Here is a 23,580-nt window from a genome sequence, read left to right on the forward strand (position 1 = left end):
ATGTCTCTTTTTTTCATAGGATACACCGTATCTTCTGGATGGCAGAAAATACGGCATATCCAATTTAAATCTTTATAGATATGGCTTTTATACTAAAATCCTTAGTTGCTGTGACGTGTGATAACATCGTCGATTGAAAGATTTGTAGCTGCCTTGTTGAGCTCATCAAAGCTGTAGTCTGCCATTGCTGCAAGCTCTTCATCTGTATAAGGATCATCCTTTACGAAATACTTCTCGTAGTTTGCATAATCATCAGGAGATGATACATACAGATACGGGAAAAGGATCTCATAACCGAAGGTTCCTTCTTCCTTCACATAGTTGCCCTTAACTGCGTTAAGAACGAGATAGTATGCGAAAAGAGGATCACAGAAGTGTCCGCCTGACTCTGCGAACATTCCGCCAGACTTAAGCTGATCTGCGAGGTCATCAAGGAAGTCTGTTGATACAACGTCAATCTTGCCTGTAAGACCTTCGTTTGCATAAGCACCGATAGAACCTACAAGAGGATCACCGCCGCCACCTGCAACGATAAGAGCGTCCATACCGGGATTTGAGTTGTAAAGTGACATGGCTGCTGCAGCACCTTCTTCAGAAGATGTGTTAGCGTAAACGGGCTCAGTCATTGTAGCCTGATCATCGGGATGAGCTGAATTCCACTCTTCGATTGCCTGCTGATATCCCTGCCATCTAAGCTGGAATGTAGCATCACCAACTGTCCATGCCTCAAGCCCGATGGTTCTGTCTCCCTTTTCAAGAAGGAGATTTACAAGTGTGTAGCCGTTTGTAACCTCATCCTCATGAACAGCACCAACATAGTACTTGGAGTTACATGCTGTCTTATAAACCTCAGGGCTGTTTTCCTGGGAAATGATGCGGAAGAACTGTGCGATATATACGCCGTTCTCTGTACATGTATTGATTGCTGATGTCATCTCGGAATCAGCTGAGTTACAGATGATAATACCCTTACAGCCTGCTGCACAAAGCTGCTCAACAGAAGCTGTAACCTGCTCTGATACGTGTCCCTGGTCAACATACTGAACTTCAACGCCTGTAGCCTTTGCAGCCTTATCAACGATCTTTTTGCACTGGCTTCCGAGAACGTCTGTAGAACTCCAGATTGAAACACCGATCTTAATGTCGGATGAACCTGAGCCTGAACCAGCATCAGATGCCCCGCCGGTACCACCGCCACCTGCAGCTTTTCCGCATCCTGTCATCAGAGATGATGCCACAACACCTGCCATGAGCAGTGCTCCCAACTTCCTAAAATTCTTTTTCATAGATCTGTTGCCCTCCTTTTAGAAATAAAAACATATATTTGACCGGTCCGTGCCATCCGCGGAACCGATTTGATACCTTTACTTCTTTAACCCCTTAACCTCAAAGGTCTTGCTCTTCTCATTTCCAAAGACAACTCCTGCAGACTGTGCCGCAGTGTCGTCATAGGATACTGAAACTATTACCTGCTCCCCATTTGAAAGACCTGAGTTTTTATCGATATTGAAAGATATTGAAGAAACTGCATTGATATATTTTGTAAGCTCTGAGAGATCCTCTATCTCATCGAGTTCCTTTATCCTGTCCTCTCCGCCTACCATCTCTGTCTCTAATCCGTCGTAGTCCACATTCACATAGGCGGTTCCCTCGCCGTTATTCCCATCAAATGTGACTGTGACATAATCGAGGATATTGGTTATTCCATCCTCTGTATCTATTCCCTGATATTTCTGAGCTCCACAGCCGGAAGTCATCAGCATGAATGCGATTCCCGCGCCGGCAATAAAAGCTGTAATTTTCCTGATTCTAAACACCTTTGTTTCCTCCCATATAGAAAATAACCTCGCAAACTAACTCGTTTACGAGGTTATTGTAACAATTATATTTTTCTGTCATTAGCACAATTTCGAAAAACTTACTATCACTATTTTGAAAATCTGCTAGCACAAAACTTTTTTCCTGTATTCCGTGGGGCTGGTTCCCTCAAACCTTCTGAACACACGGCTAAAGTAATTGTAGTCATCATAGCCAACTTTAAATGAGATAACTTCAAGCTTATTTCCCTTATCCTTCATGAGCTGTTTTGCCTGATCCATTCTGCATCTTGTAATGAAAGCCGTGATAGTCTCATTGTATTTTTGTGAAAACTTCCTTGATAGATAGCTTGGCTCTACAAAGAACATTTCCGCAAGGTCAGACAAGGACAGATGCTCCATATAGTGCTGCTTGATATAATCATGGACGCTCTCAATCTGACGACTAATGGAATTATCCTCCACCGCACCGACACCTGACGCAATGCTGAGGGCCAGTTCAATATTTTCAAGGACTATTCCCTTATTAAGGGATCTGAGGCCGTAGTTTATCGCGTCCTGAACCTCCTCATAGGTTCTGCCGTCACTTCCTTTGTCACTGTCTGCAATGGTGTTTATAACTCTTGTGGTAAACTGCGTAACATCCAAAAGACTCCAACCGGAGATGTCACATTTTTTAAGTCCGGCTGTTTCCATGATCGCGAACTTGGCCTGTCTTGTATCATGGTTATTGATATGACCTGAAATCAGTGACTCAAGCCTTCCGGAATACTTATCCTGAGACACATTTGTCTTCTTACTTCCCCTGCACATAACAATGCTGTGCTCTTTTCCAAAGGGTCTTGTAACAAGCTCTGCGATCATCTCCCTGTACACAGTGGCTATATCATCAAGAGAGCTTGCTCTGTCGTGAATTACTGCCGTGACAGGCCCCTGCTTCTCAATTGGAAAGGCTTCCAGAATCTTATTCGCAATGAGCTTTAGTCTACCCGGTGTGGCGTTAAGCTCTATTATGAATTCGTTTACCTTATCCGTGTAGTTAAAGACGATTGTTCTCTCGTTTCCAATGATTTCCCTGAGCTTTGCCTTCAGGTCATAGGACATCCTTAAGACATCCTTTTCATAGCTCTGTTTCAATATCTCGACATCGTGGAACTTAACGAGAATCGTCGACATCTCTGAAAAGACTCTGGTGCTTGGAACATGGAATTCCTTGCCGGGTCTAAAGAGCTTCCCGTTTAAAAGTGATGAAAACTCATCGTCCTCTAAAAATGATGACACATAGTTTTCCCTTAAAAGGCTGTCCTCCTTTACTGCCATCTCAGCCCTTCTCTCCTCTAAGGTCTTAAGAGCTTTACTTAAGGAATCAACAAGCTGCTCCCTGCTCACGGGCTTAAGAAGATAGTCTATTCCCCCTGACATGAATACGCCCTTTACCTTTTTGAAGTCGTCATAGCCGCTTACAGCAAGGGTTATGATATCCGGGTAATCCTTATGGATCCTGTCTAAAAGCTCAAGGCCGCTTAAAAACGGCATGTTTATATCAGTTATGACAATGTCCGGCTTTTCCTCAGGTATTCTCTCCAAAACCTCATCGCCATCGCAGGCAGGTTCAAGAAAATCAATCGAGTAGTCCTCCCACGGTAGCATTCTTCTTATATTTTCGCGACTCCACAGCTCATCATCAGCTGACAATACCTTGTATTTCTTCCCCAATTTCTTCCTCCTCTTTTGCTATAGGCAAAACGATAACTGCCTTTGTTCCATCCTCCGCTACACTTTCGTAATGTATTCCATATTCGCTTCCATAGACACTCTTTACTCTGGCATTAACATTCATGATTCCGATGGATCTTCCCATTTCGATCCTGCCTATATCAGCCTTACTAAGCTCCTCATTCATGGCCTCAGCATCCATTCCGGCGCCGTTGTCCTTTATGGTTATTACAAGCTTTCCATCCTTGTGCTTTGCTGAAATAATCAGCTCCTTATCCTTACGGCGACTCTTTCTTAAGCCGTGCTGGATTGCGTTTTCAACAATAGGCTGCAGGGTAATTCTTGGAATGCTGTCCCTTAGCGTATCCGACTCGATTTTGTATGTGTACTTTATTGAGTTTCCTGTTCTGACATCCATTACATACAGATAGTTCCTGACATGGGCCATCTCCTGCTGAAGAGTTGACTGGGTATCTGATATGTCCAGACTATATCTGAAAATCGCCGAGAGCGACTGGCAAAGTCCGCTAACCAGAGTGCAGTCCTGGGATGCAGCAATTCCGCTCATGGTATCAAGTGTATTGTATAAAAAGTGAGGATTTATCTGTGCCTGAAGCACCTTGTACTGAGTGCGCTCCATTAAAACCTTCGCCTCATACTCCTCCTGAACCATGGTCTGGATGCGGTCAAGCATCTCATTAAACTCTTCGCCCATGACCTTCAGCTCTTCGCTCCAACCATCTGTCTTCGCACGAAGCTCGGTATCTCCATCTTTTATTCGGATTATGGTCCTGTTAAGCTTGGCAACAGGTCTGTAGATAAAGCTCGAAATAAGCGTTCCGAGAAACAGTGTTACAAGCAGAATGATTATGGCAATTACCAGGAGCATCCTTGCAAGAGCGCTCTGAGTCTGCAGCATAAGCGACTGCGGGGTCAGCATGTATATGCACATGTTGTATTTTTCAGAGGGTCTGTTATTTAGATAAAAGTCTCCGTACTCATCATCAAGCTCTGCGCCTATCTGAGAATCCGTGGCTATGTTCTTTGTAAGCTCCGAAAAAATCCTGCTCTCTTCCTTGGTTGTATTTCCAACCTTTGCAATTGGTGTGTCGCCATTTGGCTGCAGCCATACATACACATCTCTTGAGGAAATATACTTACTCATGATGTCTGATAAGTTCTGCGTATTAAAATCGCATACCAGGTAGCCGAGCTGCGATCTGTCATCATCATAGGTGTGGAGCTTCAAGCAAAATCTCAACACATCCTTGTCTGCTTCCTCGTTATAATATCCGGAAAGCATAAGTACGTAGTTGTCTGAATTTATATAGCTTTTTAAATGGGATACATTTACATACTGATCGGTATTGTATAGATCACGCGGATAATTATAGGGCTGCTTCCTCCAGGAGCTTACCAGATTGTCGTCATTGTCATAGATATACATGGCAAGAAGCTGGTCTGAGACTTCGAAGCGCCCCTCAGAAAGATGCCAGGCCTTCCAGTAATAATTCAGAAGCCTTCTTCGTTTTGCATGAGAGTATCTCATGTCGTAAAGCATTTCACTTTCCGAATAGATGGTCTGCATTTTTACTGTAAGGCTGTGAATATAAGAATTTAACTCAGTTTCGATTCGCTGAAGAGTTTCATCATTGTTAAGAAGGCTCTCCCTACGGATCTGATTCCTGGATGTAAGCTCAAAAGCCACTGTCTGCGCGATAATCGCAAACAGAGTACACCCAATGACCAGACCAAGAATAGCCTGACGCATCGTCCATTTTACTTTTTTCATTCCCTTTTATTCCCCAATAAAACCGCTCCGCTAAAAACGGTGTGTAATTCTATCCCCATAGAATTATGCATTAAAGTTTACGTAAAAAAATGATATCACAAATACTTCTGCAAAGTCTCCAAAAATTAGTTTCCATTTTTGTGCAAAAAAACGGAAGCATACCTTTTTATATGCTTCCGTCCTGAAAATTCATTATATATAGCTTTTTGATTCTTACTTAAGATCTGATGTACAGCAAGGACATTTTGTAGCCTTGATGTTGATCTCACTCTGGCAGTGAGGGCAGATCTTGGTTGTAGGAGCTTCTTCTTCCTTCTCCTTTTTAACCTTATCGCTGAGCTTGTTAAGAGACTTAACAATGCAGAAAATAACAAGCGCCATAAGCAGGAAATTGATAATTGCTGTGATGAACACACCGTAGTTAAGTGTAGCTGCTCCTGCCTCCTGAGCTGCTGCAAGTGAAGCGTACTTTGTTCCATCAAGTGTGATGAACCAGTTTGAGAAATCAATTCCACCTGTGAGTACACTGATGACAGGCATGATAATGTCATTAACAAGTGAATTTATAATCCCCTGAAAAGCTCCACCAATGATGACACCGACTGCCAGGTCCATTACGTTTCCACGCATTATGAACTCACGAAATTCATTTGCAAAACCCTTACTTTTTTCAATAGCTTTACTCTTATCTACCACTGTTTTTTCCTCCCCTATTTATTTTGGAAACTAATTTCAAACCACTTGAAATTATACCACATATTAAGTAAGATAAAGAAGGATTTTCACTAAAGAGTTTCCAGTAATAAGACATATAATTTAATCAGATATCATGCAGGACTAGTACATCGGTAGTATGTCAGCTTCCCAAGCTGAAGAGGCGGGTTCGACTCCCGTGTTCTGCTTATAAACAGGGGAAAAGCTGGCGCCTTGTCACGGGAAACGCCAGCTTTTTTTGTGTTTTGAAGAAAAGTTTCTATTTCTTATGAGGGAGTTTCAAGAGGTTTGTTCCTCTTGATGGTTTATATATTACTCTCAAATTCGTAAAAGAAAGTGATAAGTCTGTGTTTATTTTGTGAAATCAATAATGGATTTTTTAACATATAAAAAAGCCTGAACCCAGATATTTTCTGAGGTTTCAGGCTTCTAATCATAAATTCTTAATTGTGTTCTTTAATAACAAATGTGAACATTTCTTTTGAAGCTACGCTGATAACATAATTCTCTGCATAAGAAAAGCTTTCAATATTCCAGCCATCCATAAGGGCTTCGTCCGCTCTTGGATCAATATGGAAGCCTTTCCCCTCTGCCTTTATTATTGCCTCAACCGATGTCCAGCTTTTTGCAAGAATCATCTGTTTTTCTTCACCCGATGCATCATTTACAACCTTTTCGTAATATATCGGAGGAAGGACTCTTTTCAAGACGTCAGGCTTAACCCTCGCTATGCGTTCAATATCTGCTCCAACAGGATAGTCGGAAACTGCAAGAATAACATAATCTCCGCTGTGGGATAAGCTGAATTCCTTCTCTCCGTTTTTGAGCATAGGCTTTCCATACTCATTGAAGGTCAGCTGTTCATCACTTGTTACTCCCAGATATTTGTACAGCAAATAACCTGCGCATAATTCCTGCTTATTTACTCTTTTCACCTTGGCTCTTTCATACTTGTTCCTGTAGTGGGTGGTTATGGTGTTTAGGATTTCTGATTCAGGTTCTTTGAGATTGTTGATGTTTATGGTATGGATAGTTATTGTGTTCATGTCTTTTTGTTTTTTCTTTATATTCCTATATTATTAGGTCTTTTTAGAATTCTCTTTATTTTTGAACGTTTTACTGTTAATTACCCTTCGTAAAACAAACAATCAAAGGCAGCTTTACGTCTATTGGATGCTTTTCACGAAATCAGGATGAACAAAGCATTTCAAAAGTTAACGTTATTTCGCACACAGTAAGTCTATTATTCTTGTAATAGTATTACCGGTGTAATTTTCTTGATATTCAATCCAATGAAGAGTCATGAAACCTATGATAATTCAATCTATAAGTAAGCATAAGACCAAACCGGTGTAACCGCCTATCAAAAACAATTCTTTATTCCGCAAATCGATACGCCAGTTTACAGTCTTAAGATTTCATAGGCGTAACGCCAGACAAAAATATGGTTTGAAACATCAATTCCCGGACTTCAGCATGTCCTTCAATCCTTCAATGAGCTTGTCCTGCTCTTCTTCTGTGAGGATATCGTCGATATCCAGGTCCTTACCGGTCCTATCCTTGTAAATTTCATCAAAGGTCTTATTCTGGTCCTCAGGATCAAAGTCCACATCCTTGGCGTGGCTCTTTAAAGGTGAATCATCCGGAAGCGCCATGTAAGCCACATTGTGCTGCATCCACTCATAGGCCATGTCGGAAGCTTCTCTATAACTCTGCATATCACGACCATGAACAGGACTTGTATCTATAAGTGCCTGACATATTATGGTCATGTCAGCCATGTTATTTATCTTGTAGGAATCGAAAATCGTCCAGTTGTCAGTTCTGTAAACTGCCTTGTAGGTCTCTGAATCATAGACAAAAGTGTAGTTTGTGCCGCTTCCGTCTGTGTCTGTAAGATTGATATCGGAGGTTGATGTAAGAATTCCGGTCTCTTCAGAAATTCTTTCGGCGGTATCTTTAGCATCTTCAACTATATCTGAATCCAGATTGGAATCCTCATCAGAATCTGTGCCCTCATCAACATCTTCAACTTCAACAGTATTGGAATCCGCATCAGAATTACGCTCACTTCCAATTGATTCAAATAAACCAGCATTATTCTGCGCGTCTTCTGAAGTACCGCATCCCAACATGACAGTACTCATCAGCAGCACCGCTGCATATACTCTGTATCTTTTCCCTCTAAATATTCCCATATTTCCCCTGAACATATCTCCTTAATAATTCTTTGTTTTTCCCGACAATTCGCATATTGGTTTTATTCTTTTCATCGAGCTCTTCGTTTAGCTGTGTTAACTTATGCTGCATCATCCATAGCCTTTTCAAGGAATGCCTTTGTACGCTTCTGCACATTCTCCTGAAGGTTTACAAAGAAAAGGAAATTGTCATAGAGATGCAGGCATCCGTCAGAGAAAATATCCAGTACCTTGGGATACTGATTCATATCAATATCAGTCACAACAAGTGATCCTCTGTTGGGATCAATATAAGCTCCGTATTTTCCCACCTGAACAGATGTGATAGCCCCTGTCACCGAATCCTGCGTCACAGAGCCTTTATTAAGTGACTTATCAGCCTTTTTACTGTCAGTTCTCCAGTTGAGCGGATTTATTGAAATCATCTTCTCACCGGTAGGTAAAATAAAGGAACCAGTAACATTTCCATCCTCACACTCATAGCTGATGACTACGCCTGTATCTGTCTCTCCCTTTGCAGGAACAATCTGAGGATACTTATCGATCATCTCCTGAGTCATGGGCCAGCCTATCGCATATACTGCGATGAGATTATCGCGGAGACTCTTTGCTCTCTCACCCTCGCCGCCATAGAACTCTTCGAGAAGTCTGTAGCACATCTCTGCTCCCTGTGAAAAACCGGCAAGAATAAGCGGTCTTCCGTTATTCTTATGCTCTAAGTAGTACTTAAATGCTGCAGCAACATCCATGAAGGCATTTTTCTTCGCCTGCTCTTTATCTGCCCCCTCTTCCATGGTATACACATTCATAGCGATCTGCCTGTAATATGGAGCATAAATCCTTGCAGTATTTGCATAAATGGCCTGCTGCTGATTCATTGCATTTCTGAACCTGGTCTTAAACTCCGGCGTGATAGATGAATTGACCTCGCTTACAACATCCACTGTTGGTGCGATGATGAAAACATCAACCTCATTTTCAGGATAGGCACCATCATACAGCCAGTTTTCAGACTTAGAATAATCAAGCGAGCTCGTAAATGGAACCACTCTCGCAGCAGAAGCTGTTATCCCTGAAGGAACCAGCATTGTTACAGCTACTAAAACAGTAATCAGTACACTAAAAATTCTCTTATTCATTTTTCCCCCTCAAAAAACAGCGTAAGGGTCAAAAATTAAATTTTGCCCCTTACTAAGATACGAATTGTCATAAGTGCAACAAAAATGTGTATATCTAAAACAATTGTATTACATTATTCTTTTATAAAACAGACCTGTTTTCACATATATTCATCAAACACGCCTGTTATAAACACAAAAAGTTCACAAAATTATCCCTAACATCTTATTAACCCTGGCCGATATATAAGATAGCAAGGGATATGCCGAATATCAAAGGATGGAGTTCTAATGGTATTTGGCGTAATTTTTTATAGAAGTATCCGGTAGTAAAGGTCTCCATCATTCTTAGAGGAAGGAGGACATGCGCATGCTAGAGCTCTCAAAGGTTAAGCAGGTTCAGGATATAGGTACATACAATTACAACAGTTCAAATTCCGCATCAAAAGCAAAAGCTGGAACGGCAAGTACTAATGGTACTAATATAACAACCAGCAAAGTATCTGGTGCCAAAGAGGTCACCAAGACACAAAAAACCAACGTTCCCGCAAAAGCAAACAAAGCTCAAAGCTCTGCTAACAAGCCTAAAACTCAGAGCTTTCAGGCTCATCTTAATAATGCCGCAGCTACTCCTCAGTTAACCTCTAACTCAGACTATACAGCTGAAGAATGGGATGCTCAGAGAAAAAAGAACAACGCAATAAGTAAGCTCCAAAAGACAGATGCTGACGTTGCCGCCCTTGAAAGAGTTGCTCCTAACGCCTCAGAAGAAGTAAAGAGTGCATGGATGGATGCGTCAGAAGAAACCGGCACAAATGGCCTTGGCTATGACGAGGATCCTTCCAAGAACACAGCAACAAGGCTTTATGCTGAGATAAACAACAGCGCAAAAATGACTGATAACAGCGTATCAGGTGTTCAGGATATCCTGGGTGGAACAGTCGATTCAGCAATTGATGCTGTCTCCTCTGCTAAGCAGGATCGTGTAAATATGAATGGTGACAATTCAGATACCGCTGATAAAGAAGTAGAGTTTTATGATGAGTTCTTAGAGAACCTGAACGGATTAAAGGACGGCACCTATGAACCCTCCGATCAGAGTACCTTCGACAGAATGAATAAGAATAATCTGGCAGTGCTTCCCGCTGATAACAGCCAGGCAGCATCTGCTATGGATATACCTGACAGATACTCCGAAAATTATTTCTTCCACAGTACCACATCAAGTGATGAAAACGGAGTCGAGTTTGAGCTTAAAGCTAAATATCCTGCTGATTATGATCCTACTAATCCTAAGATTGAAGTTTATTCATCATATGACGGCAAGGAGAATCTATATGAAGTAGATGTAAATAGTGTAAATCCTGAAACTGCATCACAGACTGAGCTATATGGATTATTCGCATACGTTGAGGATGATAAGAACATACCTCGAACCATAGATCCCAGCTCATCTGATCTGTACTACAGTGCACTTGATAGAAAGCTGGAGGTAATTCATCAGGATGATTCAAAAAATGTTAACTCAAACAATGATACGGAACTTGCCGCAACAATGAACACTTTTAGAACTATGGATAATCTTTCTTATTGGGATAAAAAAGAATTACTTGAAAGTGTATATAACGAAGGTTGATTTAAAAATAGCCTATGCACCAATTTGCGCATAGGCCTATTTTATTACTATTGGTTACGCAGCTTTTTGTTCTTCCCTATAACTTCTGGGCCTATCTCTTATATGTCATGCAAAGCCACAAGAAATCGTGAGCAGGAACGGTGACGTTCTTCGCATCGAATCTCTTGCCTGTCATGAGGTTCTTGTAAGGACCCTCCTCGTTGATATAGGCAAGTTCATCATAGTCGCCGAAGTTAAAGAGCGCTATCAGCTTTTCATTCTCGTAATATCTTCCAATTCCAAGTACATGATTATTGTAGGTTTCAACGATCCACGCATCAGCTTTACTGTCGAATACGCGGTGCTTTTTCCTTATTTTTGCAAGCTTCGTTATGCCGTTAAAAAGAGCATTCTCTCTTGTGCCCTTTTTCCTGCGCTTCTTGGCGTTATCCCAGTTGAAGTCGCCGCGGTGAAGGTATCTGGAATCTGACCACTTAACAGGATCCTTATGATAGTCGTAGTCGTTAAGCTGTCCAATCTCATCTCCACTGTAAAGAACAGGTATGCCGCTTTGTGTGAACAGGAAGGCATGGAGCATGATGTCCAGCCTTATAGCCCAGTCCAGCTTATTTAAATTCATCTCATACTCAGCAGCCTCGATTCCGCAAAGGGAAGCTGTAGTTCCGCAGAGTCTTGCATCACCGAGCTTGGGATCATCGTTATAGAGCTCTCCTCTGGAGGAGGACTCATACAAGGCACCTCTCAAATAATCGTTCAGGTACTTTTTGTGTGAAACCTGCTCAATCTTAAACTGTCTCAAATAGTCATAATCAAGTCCCCAGCCGATATCATCATGGCATCTTAGGTAATTTAGGAAAATGTACTGCTTGGGAAGATTGAATACAAGCCCCAGCTGATGCTTTAAAAGTCTGACATCCTTAGTTGCAACCGTATGCCAGGTGCTGGCCATTGTCGTAACATTGTAGAGCATCTGACACTCAGGCTTTTCAGGAGTTCCAAAGTAAGGAACAACCTTAGAGGGTTCCATTACAACCTCGCCAAGGAGTATTGTTCCGGGACACACTATCTTAGCCGCTATCTGCATAAGCCTTACAAGTATATGTACCTGCGGAAGGTTTCTGCAGCTTGTTCCAACGGTCTTCCATATATAGGGAACCGCATCAAGGCGGATGATATCAACGCCCTGATTACATAAAAACAGCATGTTGGCAGTCATGTCGTTAAAGACTGTGGGATTTCTGTAATTAAGGTCCCACTGATATGGATAAAAGGTGGTCATAACGACTTTCCCTGCTTCAGAACACCAGATAAAATTACCGGGAGCCGTCTGAGGAAAAACCTCCGGAACGGTCTCTTCATAATCATTGGGCTCATTCCAGTCATCGAAGAAGAAATATCTTTCCTGAAACTCCCTCTCTCCGCGCCTTGCTCTTACAGCCCACTCATGATCCTCACTTGTGTGGTTCATGACAAAATCGAGACATACACTCATGCCTCTCTTATGGCATTCATGAGAAAGCTCAGCCAGATCCTCCATTGTTCCAAGCTCTGGATTAACCTTCCTGAAATCAGAAACAGCGTAGCCACCGTCACTTCTATCCTTAGGGCTCTCCAGAAGCGGCATCAAATGGATATAGTTAACGCCACAGGATTCCACATAATCAAGGTGACTCTGTACGCCCTTAAGTGTTCCTCCAAAACAGCCTGTATACATGAGCATTCCAAGCATATCGCAGCCGGTATACCAGCCGGGATCCGCTTCCTTTTTAATATCCCACTCTTTGAGCTCCTTGCTTCTGTTGTCGTAAAACTCGCGAAGCATCTTCACAAAGTACTGATAGGCCTGCTCATCATTGCTATAAAGCTCATTGTAAAGCCATTTTAATTCATCCTGATATTCTGCAAATCTCTTATAAAACATCTTAGATTATCCCCTCTTAAAAATAATTGCTACATTTAAGATATCACATAACCTCATAAAATAGAATTTCCTATGATATTAAAAAGCCATCGGCTACCCGATGGCTTAGTCTTTAAGTCATTCTTCCGGAGCCGTCCTCGGAATGAACCAACAGATGACTGCCGCAATCAAAATTAAAATAGATGCTACAATATGTACCATAGAAATCCCCCCTCAATAAATGGTCTTTCTAGAATCACTATAACAAATAATTAATAGTCTGTTTATTGGCATTTTATATGATTTTGTGATTCCTCTTTTACGCATTTTTGCCAAAACCTTTTCCTGCCACAAGAGCTGTTAAGAAAATCGAAAAGCTGGCAAGCATTCCAATAAATGTTATGAGTATTCTGTCGTCATCTCCGGTCTTGGGGAGATCCGTGGTCTGCGTGGTAGACACAGGCGTTACCGTAGTTCCTGTTGATGCAGCGCTTGACGCAGCTGAGGATGCCGTATTACTTGCTGAAGAAGCTGCGCTTGAGCTCTTTGAAGCAGCACTGCTGGATGAAGCTGAGGAGCTTGCCGATGAGGATGAAGTCGAAGAAGCCGCATCCGCAGCACTTCCCTCCATGGTATAATCCACATTCTTGGAATCAGACTCTTCCTGCAAAAGTCCGGCATTATAATTATCCTTTATATCCACCGTTACAGCGCCTGCCTTAATAGCAGATACAGGTGTCATCATAAGCATGCAGCACATCGGAATAACTATAAGCATTTTAATCTTTTTCATTCGTATCACCACACCTTTCAAAATCATCCAACTCTCTTGGCAACCACCAGTAATCTTCCGTTTTTCATGGTATAGTCACAGGTGGAAAGAGTCAGCAGCTGATCCCCATAGGAAGCGGTTGCAGCTATTTTGTGCATTGATCTGGCCTTTAAGTTCGCCACGTAACTATCAAAGGTTTCCTTGTTATCTATATGAATATAATCTGCGTAATTAAATCCGTTTTTCTCACCGTTAGCTGTGGTATCAACAACAGCGATAACCTCATAGAACCTCTGCTCAGAGGGAGTATCAAGCTCAACTGCCTGATGCTTTCTTAGATATGCATCATCCTTGTAGTACTTTAGGGTTCCGAAAAGAGCCCCTGATTTCATGTTGTGTCCGTGTATCAGAAGGTGGTTATCGGACAGGTCAAAGCTGCATCTTTTATCCAAAACCAGAAGACCGTTTCTGTCTTCATTCCCGAAGAAGTCATGCTGAAGATAATAGTCATTATCCCCATCTCTATACATGATCGGATAATCAATCTCAGACCCGTTCACTCGGAGCCAGCCCGTGAGGTCCTTATTCTTTTTGTAAAGGTATTCGATTTTGAGGGAAACAAGATTCGTGTTTTGCTCTTCAGGAGACTCATTTATTGCGTCCATAGCAGCCTTGGATTCCGAAACTGAGACCGCTGCCATAGCCTGTACCTTTTTCATGTTAGCGCTGCTAACCTGCTCCTGATATATCTCTACAGCAAAAATACCTGTCACTACCAGAAAGGTAATACAGGATAACGTAAGGATAGTATTTCTGATTGTCTGTTTTATTTTCCCCCTACGCCTTCGCATAAGCACAAATCCCCATACCAAATTATTATTTTACAAAGATTATTTCGGCATAAGGGGGTAAAAAGTTTAGTCCAAAAGTAAATTCATTCCAATGTCATAGACATTCCCATTCACTGCATCGTAGAGCCATCTGGCCATGCTGACATCATCCTGGGTAAAGCGTGTAAAATAGGGTTCTCTGACCGCAGTATGAACAGTACCGCCCTTGGTAACAATCGGAAGTGTCCAGTTATTTATGTACATCCCAAAGGAAGGAGAAAGAGCCTTGAGCTCATGCACCATCTCCTTTAACTGACCCAGATATGCATCCTGAACATCGGAATCCGTCTTATAGGTCTTGTTGGTAATGTCGTTATAATAAGCCGTAAGGACATAATCCCTCGTGGAGCTCGAGTACAGATAGCGCAGCTTATCACCATATTTTGCATACAGATTCCTGTACCAGCTAAGGGTTATATTATCCGACTTTATCGCATCACATATATGCTCCGGAGCCTTCCAGACATTTCTCGCTGTATACTCCCACTTGGAGTATAGAAGAAGCGCACTGTCCGAAAGCAGTGTCACGTCCTTTACCTCAGGATACCAGTCCCTAAGAATTTCATCTGTAAGGGCAGGCACGGTAAATGCTCCGGCGCTGTTACCTGCAATAAGAAGCTGCTCGGGAGTCTCAAAAAGCTGCTTTGAAATTTTCATGGACTCCAGGAAATTACGATAGCCATGGAAATGCAGTACATGCTGTTCGTGATCCTCACCCTCATAGGGGAAGTCATTATCACCAACATGAAAATCGCCCGTAGCATAAGCAATATCGATAATGCTCCAGTCCCTGAAGGGATTTTCAGGGTCCTTGATATTCATTATGCCAAGGTCTATATTCATAATCTGCGTCAAAGGACGAAGGTTATTCCAATAATAGTTCGGAAGATCGGCAGCAACCTTGCCACCTGTGATGGGTCTTGCCGCAGTGTACTCGTCATACGCTACGCCGCCACCTGAAAAGAAAATACATAGTTTTTTAGGATCAGCTATTTTTACATAGATATGGTATCCTGATCCATCTCCTGATAAGCCCATGGGAATAATGACCCTGTACCACTTTTTCTCCTCCGGCTCCTCCGGAAGCTCCGGTGCTATAAGGTCACGATCCACCATCGTTTTATCTATGGAATTCTCTAGAAAATCTCCTATTTGCTGCCCTAACTGCTGCTTTCGGAGTATACGTTTTTCCTTATAATTCATACGTTGAACATCCTCTGCGTTGCACTTCGAAGTTCTCTGAATCTGAATAAAACTGTTGCAATAAGAGCTATGGCAAAGCCGGCTATAACAAATACTGCAGCGTAAGGAAGCTTGTTTTCACCGTTCCAGATAAAGATCATCTGGAGAAAGGCCATAACTGCATCAATTACGATATAAATAATATATTCCTCAAATCTTAGCTTCATGAATTTGGCGATGATCCAGCTAAGTATCGTATGTCCCACCAGGCAGAAGGGAATCATCCAGGTGACACTCCAACCGTAGAAACCGGTCTGTTTATCTATGTAATAATCGACTATGATCGCCACGATAACTTCCACGGTTAAGACCTTCAGAATGTTGTACCGATATCTCATTATTGCCAGGATATCAAGCCACAGCACAATGCTTCCAAGCACCACCATTCCCGTCCATGACACGGCATCTCCGAAGAGATACTTGATCGCGGCACACATTACAATGGTAACAGCCAGTAAAAAGGTACAGATTTTCACGAAGGTAACTCCGCTGATCCTTCTCTCAGGAAGGGTCGGATAAGGAGCCTCATCATCCTCTGAAAATTCGTCGATGTCATACATCTTCTCATCGATTCCTGTTCTGAGTACGTCCTGCCTTCCGAGAATCTTACCCTCACACAAAGGACAGCAGGACTTATTTCCCCTTATTACAATTTTACATTTCGGGCAATAATACATTACTTACTCTCCTTTGTTTTCTTTTCATGAACAGGGATATCAAAATCGTTGGTACTAAGCTCAACGCCAAGTCCCTCCGCTGTCAGTCTTCTGCACAGATTCAGCATTGTGGGATGAGATGTAAATGCAGAGCACTCACCAAACACCATCCTATCGCCGAAGCTGCATATAGTGATCTGCTCCTTAGCTGCAGTCATAAAGGCTGAAAATCTGTCGATAAACGGTGTTACTTCCGTTGGCATTTTTATAAGTCCCATATTGGAAATTGATGTTGTAACACCCTTCTTGGCTGCGGCATCAAAACGCCCTATGGCATAGTCCTTAATGAAAAGCGGAACAACCTTGATCGCTATATTATGCTCAAGTGCCGCATAGGAATTCATGGTTGAATTTACTCTGGTGGGCTCAAGCTGCTGCTTAAAGGCATCATCCACCTCTTCTATTACGCTCTCAAGAGTTCCATCATAGTCATAGGGATCGAACTTTATGCTGATAACGCCAAAAAAGTTTCTTGCTGTGTAGGACTGAAAATACTGCCTTAAGTTAACAGGAACACTTACAACTATCGGCTTTTTCTTCTGAGCCTCAGACATTGTATCTATTATGGCCAGAATGTAAATCGAGGTACTAAGAATTCCTACTGTTGTACCATAATTCACTGCCAGCTCTTTAAATCTCTCAGCTGACACGCAGGCTTCAACTATGTGGGATTCATTGTTACTGTCAATCTCACCATGAAGCTGGTAGGCGTTGTTTCTTGCCAGTGTCTTAAGCTGTTTTAATCCCTTCTGATTGCGATAGTAATGAGTAAATGCGTCCTTGTTTCTCTCCTCCAGAGAGGCTATCTCCTCAGCGAAGAACCCTGTATCCACATGAAAATCATGGGCAATCTCAAGATATCTTGTGATCATTCTTCTAAAGAACATGAAAGCACCGGTTCCGTCTGCCAGAACATGGAACATCTCTATGCTTATTCTTCTCTTGTAATAAAAAACTCTGTATAAAAGGTTCTTTTTTCCGGGAAGATAAAGCGGACTACAGGCAGGAAGATGCTCCTCCTCAACAGTACAGGACAGATTACTGTCCTCAAGGTAGTACCAGAAAAGTCCCCTCCTCAGGACACAGTTAAAGAAAGGGTATTCGACGATAGATTCATCAAGTGCCCTTTGTAGAATGACAGGATCTATTTCCTCCAATAGCTCGCAGGAAATACGAAATACTCTCGTATTTGCTCCGCGAACCGTGGAGGGAATGATCTTTGCTGCATTATCAAGTTTGTACCAGTTTGCACGTTTTTCCATTATATATATAAATCTAATGTCACAGATTCTCTACAATCTCAGTGACAGGCTCAATCGGAGCTGTCTTTACTCTGTAAATGACGTCCTCAAGTGAGATAAATTTTTTCTCCTGTATAAATTTCAGATATTTTGGTGTAAGTCTCATTGTGATCCTGGGCTCTAAAGCCTTGTTGACCCTTGTGCTTATGGCCTTGCAGGCATCCGTGGGATCGTGAGCCATGCTCTTACTAAGTACACACAGAAGTGTTCCAACTGTCTGAGCAAGTCCGCTCATATTGGGATCCCGACTTACATCAATTGACTGCAGGGAGTTTACACTCCATCTTTTCCTCTCAGAGTATATACCATATTCGCAGTCTACCTCAACAAGCTTCTGGGTTTTCATATCCCTCAGCCACGCAGTATTACCTCTTACGAATATATCCTGAACCTGGAAAAGTGTTCCATTATAAGGGAAGGTTATATTCTCACAGCCTGTCATGGTGATGTCAGCCTGAACCCTTACAATCTCGTCTTCCTTTTCAGCAGCCTCCCAGCTGCCCTCTCCCTCAGGACCGGTCTCAAAATCTCCCCAGGGTGAAGTCTCAGGCTCTACCTCAGAAAACTCCCTCTGAGAAATTCTTTTTCTTGCGCGGCCTTCAAGGCGGTGCTTATCATGATGATATATTGCGCGGCCTCCCATGGTAGGATAAGCCACTGTAAAGCGGTCTCCCGCACCCTCTTCGAAGGGTCCGCAAAGTGGATGGATACTTCTTTTCCTTCCAAAATAATCCGTATCAAGAATAATCTCTGTGCCGTCGTTATTTTCAAAAAGCTGCTCAGGCTCAAATGCCTCGCCGAGAACCTTCGTGGAGATCATGGAGGTCATGCTCCGTGGCAGATACTCGTAGAGATTGGTATGGAGTCTGAACTGTCCATCCTCCTCTGATACCATGATCCTGACGGTGTGATTGTTCTCAATATATGCACCCTTCTCACTATCGCAGGGCTGCGCTCCGTTAAAGAATGCATTGCCGCCTGTGTAGATAGGAAGATGATCGTAGTATCTGTCATTTTCACCGGGAGTAGCAAAGTCTCCTGACATGGGTTTTAATGTGGCAAGATACTTCTCTCTTGTGGGATATCCGTCATAGGGCTTGGTTCCGCAGATAAAGTTGTAAAGATTAAGGGACTCAAAGCCTACGGAATGAACATAATCCCTGAGATCCTGCCTTATTTCCTTCTGTACGAAGATGTTGTTATAGAATCTTGCATCTCCGTGAAGTATCGTCATAAAGCCCGCAATCTTAGTGGAATGCGGAACATGATAAGGCGTGTATCTGCAGCTCTGGAATCTCTTACCACCATTATCCGTGCCCTCTCCAACAAATGAAAATGAGCCATAGAAAAGGTTATGCACAAGAGCAATTCCCTGGGTACTGAGTCTGCAGGAAATATCCGAGAGCATAATGTTGTGGTCAACAAGGGTAGGTCCATGGGAAACCTCGATAAAGACATCCTCTCCCAGCGCAAGACCGTTTGTAATCTCGCAACCTTCCGGAGGCGTGTTGTCATGGAAGAAGTTCTGGGTGACTCTCGTTCCCTGAGCCTGCCAGTCAAGCCACAGACCTCTCGTACAATGATGAATGTGATTTCTTCTGAAAATCGTATCAATAGCAGCATGCATCTTAATGCCGCCAATCTCAGCGCCATCAACATCATGCTTATTATTTATCCTGTAGATGTGATTATCCTCAATAATACTGAAAATACCGCCGAGGTGACCTACAATACCTGTCTGTCCGCAGTCATGGATCTCACATCTTCTGATAATATGTGAGCCTATTGTCTCCTTATCCCAGCCCTCATTTACAGCCTGGCAGACAGCATCTCTTTCAGTCTGAGTGCCATCCTTTATATAAGTCTTTGTCCACTTGTTATTGTTATTAGGCTGCAGATATTTTCCAAGTGAAATACCTGAGCACTTGGACTCTGATATCTCGCAGTCCTCGATTATCCAGCCCTTTGACCAGTGAGGTCCTATAAGACCGTCCTGATATGCCGTAGGCGGAGCCCACTGAGTAGCTGCCTGCCTCAGTGCAAAGCCTGAAACAGTTATATAATTTATGCCGTTTTCAAGTGGCATGAAGCAGTTTCTTCTGACAGTGATCTCGACATTTTCTTCGTTTGGATTCTTTCCGTGAAAATTGGCAAAGATAACCGTATTATCCATGTCCTGAGCCGTGTACCAGGCATATACGCTAAACTCCGGATCCCAGGAATCCTTACGCACTTCAGGCTTCTCAACACAGGTAAGTGTCTCGGATTCATACATGGATTTACCGTTCAGGAACACTTCACCTGTATGGTTAATCTTCCCGGGAATACACCAGTCACCTTCCAGGATCGTAGTATATGGATTGTAATTACCAAACATATTGTTCGGGATACTTACCTTCCATACATCTCCGTTAAAGAGCTCCCACTCCTTTATCTCCTCGGCTCCGGTAATAACGGCGCCCTGAGGCTCAGTAGTACAGTAGACAATAGGATTATCTTTTGTACCGCCGTGAGCAGGATGAACATATTCTCTGTAAATGCCCGGTGCAACTATTACAATATCACCAGGCTGCGCAATGTCAGCAGCTTCCTGAATAAAGCGGAATGGATGATTTCTCGTTCCGTCGCCACTTCGAACTACGCTTTGTGAAACATAAATCTGCATGGCAATACCCCCATAATTAAGAATAATTTATACAAACAATTATAGCAGATATGTAAGGAAAAGGGCTGCCGATTTGCTATACGGCAGCCCGAAAATTTTACTCATTTCTAGCATGTTTCATATGGTAAAGGTCCGTATCCGCTCTTGCTATCAGTGATGGAATCGGAACTGGTGATGCAAAATCATATTCAGCAATTCCGACACAGACAGACAGGTTATAGGGTGCTCCCGCCTTCTCATTCAATATACGAACGCTTGACCTTATTTTGTCAGAGAGCCAGTTGACCTCGCCCTTATACTCTGTTTCAGCGATGATAATAAACTCATCTCCGCCATATCTCGATACAAAGAAGCGGTTTCTGTGTGCCTGACATGCTTCCTTCATTGCTGTTGCCACACGGACCAGAGCCTTATCACCCTCCACATGTCCGTAGGTGTCATTTATCTCCTTGAAATGGTCAACATCGATGATCATCAGATAAAGTGAAAGTCCGGGAGACGGTGCTTTCATTTTTCTCATAAGATATCTCTGCATCTGGTGACGGTTATTTACCTGAGTGAGTGAATCCATGGATACCAGATTCTCAATAGAAGTAAGATAAACAATCAGCACAGAAAGTGTTGCGCCATAGCACATGATCGGTGTAGTAAGGAAAATCGACTGCAGAGCGCCGCACACAAGAGGCAGGATAGGGAAAATACCTACTACAAAATAAAGGCTGTTATCAAGGTAACGCTCCTGGGTGTAGGCTCTATAGAAGCCCTTTGCAGAGGAATACAGCATATATCCTGTAGGAATAAGCAGGAATATCGCGTAAAGCGGACCATACTTAAGGGTTCCGTTTTCATCAAAATAGAACACGTAACCTCTGAAGGAGCCGAATATTATCATTATTATCGCTGCAAGCATTGGAATCGAGCTGCGAATCAAGGATCTCGCCGTGACTATATTCTTGTTTTGCTGAAGAAGCTCACAGTATATGAACCAGCAAAAGCTGCAGCCCACAATGAATCCGTATGGAATAATAGTAATAATATACATTCCGCTTTCGTTCACAGGAAATACATCGCCCTCAAACAGCGCCCACACTGCATCGGACAGAAAGTAACCCATCATAATCCAAATCATGCGTCTTATTACTATTGTTGAAATCTGACGATCTATGCCTTGATTGATTTTAACAAGAACAAGCCCCAAAATAAGCATGCAGGCTATATTAGCCTCTGCATAGTAAAAAACTTCTGTCACTTGAAGCCCCCTAAAAACTTTATTTCGTAAAACACGATATATTATGCACCGTTGGCCACAGCCTTAAGTGCCTCGAATTCCGATTCAAAAACTCCGCCCATCTGTTCAAGCTCATTCCAGGTATACCAGGAGCCTGAAAGCTGAATGCCATTAATGGAAACATCTGTCACAACAACCATAAACGGCTTGTGATTTATGACAATATAAGCCGTCCTGTTCATGCCAAGTGGTGCCACAAAAACATGACCGGTATCTATCAGATGATTGATCTGATCCAGTGTAAGATTTTTTGTAAGAGGCATTGTTCTAAGCATCAGACAGCTCCGACGAAGTATTTGGCTAAAAAAAATGATTAAAAAGCCCTACAATTATTCTAAAGTCCAAGCGGTATATTATCAATTAAATGAATATGAAAAATTGGTAAACTCGCTATCACTTTTTAGAGTAATCTCTCTCACCGAATATTCCGGTTCCAACCCTTACAAAGGTTGCTCCCTCTTCGATTGCAACCTCGTAATCACCGGTCATACCCATTGAAAGGGTATCCAGCTGTGTTCCTTCAATATTCTCAGCCTTCAGAGCTTCCAGAAGTTCTCGCAGGCCCTTAAAATATACCCTGTTTGATTCCGGGTCATCTGTATAAGGAGCAATGGTCATAAGACCACGGACACGTACATGAGGAAGCTTTGCTATTGTTCTTACAAACTCGGGAGTCTCCTCCGGAGTGAGTCCAAACTTTGTGTCCTCAGCTGCCATATTTACCTCGCAGAGAACATCCATTACAAGGTCATTTTTTGCTGCCTGCTTCTCTATCTCCTCAGCCAGGCTGAGCTTATCAACGGAGTGGATCATATCCACCTTTCCGGGAAGATATTTAACCTTGTTGGTCTGAAGGTGTCCTATCATGTGCCAATGAAGAGGCTCTTTTATCTCCTCGGTTTTATCCCTTATCTCCTGAACCTTATTCTCGCCGTAAACTGTTATTCCGCAGTCCATAGCCTGTCTTATGTCAGATACGGGCTTAGTCTTACTTACAGCAATAAGTGTAACCTCGCTTCTGTCGCGACCGCTTCTGTCACAGGCGGCCTGTATTTTCTTTTCTACGTCCTGTAGATTCTCTCTTATTGACATTTTTCTCCCTTCTCCCCTCATCCGTCACTTCGTGCCACCTTCTCCCCAAGGGATAAGGCAGATGATTTAACCATCTGGCGCTACAGCCATTTTGTGAAACTTATTTTTGCAAAAATGCGAACGGATCCTCATCATGTAAGAAGTGCTGGAGCTGATAGGCTGCAAGAATTGCCACGTGCTCCTCCCTGAGAATTCTTCTCACTTCGTCTCTGTCTGCTATAACTACCTGAATCTCTTCGCTGGCCTCCTGATATTTGTCTGTAATCTTGCCATCAGCATATCCAAACACCATCGCTACGGATTCATCGGTCATTCCAACTGATGAAAAGCGGGGAAGCTCGTACATAGGATCCACATCAAGGGGATGGAAATCAAGTCCTGTCTCCTCATGAAGCTCCCTTACTGCAGCTTCCTTGTAGTCCTCGCCGGGCTCACAAAGCCCTGCCGGAAATTCATAAATATAAGTATCTATGGGATATCTGTACTGTCTTACGAGTACAACCTTATCCTTATTTTCTCCGCAGAGTGCATAGATTGATACACCATCAGCCACGTTTTTACCTGTGGTTATCATCAGATCATCCTTTGTTTTTGACCTTGATGCCACATAGTAATTAGCCTGATGTCCTTTATCATTTTCCCCCTTTACATGGAAAAGATTCACAAATCTGTTTTCTGTAAGCTGTTCAACAGAATTGATTGTTGCCATTTTTCATTATCTCC

At 42.6% G+C, this 23,580-nt stretch carries 20 protein-coding genes and 1 tRNA gene; 2 read left to right on the forward strand and 19 right to left on the reverse strand.

What is annotated here, in order from left to right; all coding sequences use genetic code 11:
* Nucleotides 1-101: 101 nt before the first annotated feature.
* The 5 genes from G587_RS0102410 to mscL all read right to left on the reverse strand — a co-directional run bounded on the left by G587_RS0102410 (nt 102) and on the right by mscL (nt 6,000).
* Nucleotides 102-1,286 carry a sugar ABC transporter substrate-binding protein gene (locus G587_RS0102410; protein ID WP_026490946.1) on the reverse strand — a complete coding sequence of 395 codons (1,185 nt, stop codon included), beginning with the start codon at nt 1,284-1,286 and terminating at the stop codon, nt 102-104.
* Between the two features lie 78 nt (nt 1,287-1,364).
* Entirely contained in the window at nt 1,365-1,817 is a 453-nt protein-coding gene (locus G587_RS0102415; protein ID WP_026490947.1) for a hypothetical protein, read from the reverse strand.
* A gap of 126 nt (nt 1,818-1,943) precedes the next feature.
* On the reverse strand, nt 1,944-3,533 hold the full coding sequence (locus G587_RS0102425; protein WP_026490948.1) for a response regulator transcription factor: 1,590 nt from the start codon (nt 3,531-3,533) through the stop codon (nt 1,944-1,946).
* Nucleotides 3,502-5,325 carry a cache domain-containing sensor histidine kinase gene (locus G587_RS21065; RefSeq protein ID WP_051200563.1) on the reverse strand — a complete coding sequence of 608 codons (1,824 nt, stop codon included), beginning with the start codon at nt 5,323-5,325 and terminating at the stop codon, nt 3,502-3,504. Before G587_RS21065 ends, G587_RS0102425 begins: the two co-directional genes overlap by 32 nt.
* A gap of 213 nt (nt 5,326-5,538) precedes the next feature.
* Complete coding sequence (gene mscL / locus G587_RS0102435; protein WP_026490949.1) at nt 5,539-6,000, reverse strand: large conductance mechanosensitive channel protein MscL; 462 nt, start codon at nt 5,998-6,000, stop codon at nt 5,539-5,541.
* A 156-nt stretch (nt 6,001-6,156) separates the two neighbouring features.
* On the opposite strand from mscL, the gene G587_RS0102440 reads away from it, so the two are divergent.
* Nucleotides 6,157-6,227: transfer RNA gene (locus G587_RS0102440), tRNA-Gly, on the forward strand.
* 255 nt (nt 6,228-6,482) lie between these two features.
* Here the strand turns inward: G587_RS0102440 and G587_RS21070 are convergent.
* The 3 genes from G587_RS21070 to G587_RS0102460 form a co-directional block, all read right to left on the reverse strand.
* Nucleotides 6,483-7,085 (reverse strand): 4'-phosphopantetheinyl transferase family protein, encoded by a 603-nt coding sequence (locus tag G587_RS21070; RefSeq protein WP_051200566.1) that lies wholly within the window; start codon nt 7,083-7,085, stop codon nt 6,483-6,485.
* 411 nt (nt 7,086-7,496) lie between these two features.
* Nucleotides 7,497-8,237, reverse strand: a complete 741-nt coding sequence (locus G587_RS0102450; protein ID WP_026490950.1) for a hypothetical protein — start codon at nt 8,235-8,237, stop codon at nt 7,497-7,499.
* Nucleotides 8,238-8,338: 101 nt separating this feature from the next.
* Nucleotides 8,339-9,376: a DUF3089 domain-containing protein gene (locus G587_RS0102460; protein WP_035785309.1), complete on the reverse strand. Its 1,038-nt coding sequence runs from the start codon at nt 9,374-9,376 to the stop codon at nt 8,339-8,341.
* A gap of 349 nt (nt 9,377-9,725) precedes the next feature.
* Here G587_RS0102460 and G587_RS24050 point away from each other — a divergent pair, with 349 nt between their 5' ends.
* On the forward strand, nt 9,726-10,991 hold the full coding sequence (locus G587_RS24050) for a hypothetical protein (protein ID WP_051200569.1): 1,266 nt from the start codon (nt 9,726-9,728) through the stop codon (nt 10,989-10,991).
* Between the two features lie 91 nt (nt 10,992-11,082).
* Here G587_RS24050 and G587_RS0102470 read toward each other — a convergent pair whose 3' ends face one another.
* The 11 genes from G587_RS0102470 to G587_RS0102520 form a co-directional block, all read right to left on the reverse strand.
* The gene (locus G587_RS0102470) at nt 11,083-12,912 is read right to left on the reverse strand and encodes an amylosucrase (protein WP_026490952.1); all 1,830 of its coding nucleotides are present in this window, start codon (nt 12,910-12,912) and stop codon (nt 11,083-11,085) included.
* 298 nt (nt 12,913-13,210) lie between these two features.
* Nucleotides 13,211-13,684, reverse strand: coding sequence for an LPXTG cell wall anchor domain-containing protein (locus G587_RS0102475; protein WP_155829400.1), 474 nt, complete (start codon nt 13,682-13,684; stop codon nt 13,211-13,213).
* Nucleotides 13,685-13,707: 23 nt separating this feature from the next.
* The gene (locus G587_RS21080; protein ID WP_051200571.1) at nt 13,708-14,514 is read right to left on the reverse strand and encodes a class B sortase; all 807 of its coding nucleotides are present in this window, start codon (nt 14,512-14,514) and stop codon (nt 13,708-13,710) included.
* A 66-nt stretch (nt 14,515-14,580) separates the two neighbouring features.
* The gene (locus G587_RS0102485) at nt 14,581-15,756 is read right to left on the reverse strand and encodes a pectin acetylesterase-family hydrolase (RefSeq protein ID WP_026490954.1); all 1,176 of its coding nucleotides are present in this window, start codon (nt 15,754-15,756) and stop codon (nt 14,581-14,583) included.
* Complete coding sequence (locus tag G587_RS0102490) at nt 15,753-16,472, reverse strand: DUF6320 domain-containing protein (RefSeq protein WP_026490955.1); 720 nt, start codon at nt 16,470-16,472, stop codon at nt 15,753-15,755. Before G587_RS0102490 ends, G587_RS0102485 begins: the two co-directional genes overlap by 4 nt.
* Nucleotides 16,472-17,773, reverse strand: coding sequence for a hypothetical protein (locus tag G587_RS0102495; RefSeq protein WP_026490956.1), 1,302 nt, complete (start codon nt 17,771-17,773; stop codon nt 16,472-16,474). The genes G587_RS0102490 and G587_RS0102495 overlap by 1 nt, the downstream gene beginning before the upstream one ends.
* A 19-nt stretch (nt 17,774-17,792) precedes the next feature.
* Nucleotides 17,793-20,477 (reverse strand): right-handed parallel beta-helix repeat-containing protein, encoded by a 2,685-nt coding sequence (locus tag G587_RS21085; protein ID WP_081679301.1) that lies wholly within the window; start codon nt 20,475-20,477, stop codon nt 17,793-17,795.
* A 97-nt stretch (nt 20,478-20,574) separates the two neighbouring features.
* Nucleotides 20,575-21,726, reverse strand: coding sequence for a GGDEF domain-containing protein (locus G587_RS24055; RefSeq protein ID WP_051200574.1), 1,152 nt, complete (start codon nt 21,724-21,726; stop codon nt 20,575-20,577).
* Nucleotides 21,727-21,767: 41 nt separating this feature from the next.
* A complete protein-coding gene (locus tag G587_RS0102510) occupies nt 21,768-22,040 on the reverse strand; it encodes a hypothetical protein (RefSeq protein WP_026490957.1) in 273 nt (90 codons plus the stop codon).
* Nucleotides 22,041-22,158: 118 nt separating this feature from the next.
* Nucleotides 22,159-22,857: a YggS family pyridoxal phosphate-dependent enzyme gene (locus G587_RS0102515; protein WP_035785312.1), complete on the reverse strand. Its 699-nt coding sequence runs from the start codon at nt 22,855-22,857 to the stop codon at nt 22,159-22,161.
* Nucleotides 22,858-22,957: 100 nt separating this feature from the next.
* On the reverse strand, nt 22,958-23,566 hold the full coding sequence (locus G587_RS0102520) for an NUDIX hydrolase (protein WP_026490959.1): 609 nt from the start codon (nt 23,564-23,566) through the stop codon (nt 22,958-22,960).
* Nucleotides 23,567-23,580: the final 14 nt, after the last annotated feature.

The sequence above is a fragment of the Butyrivibrio sp. XPD2002 genome (assembly GCF_000423945.1).
Classification (GTDB): Bacteria; Bacillota; Clostridia; order Lachnospirales; family Lachnospiraceae; genus Butyrivibrio.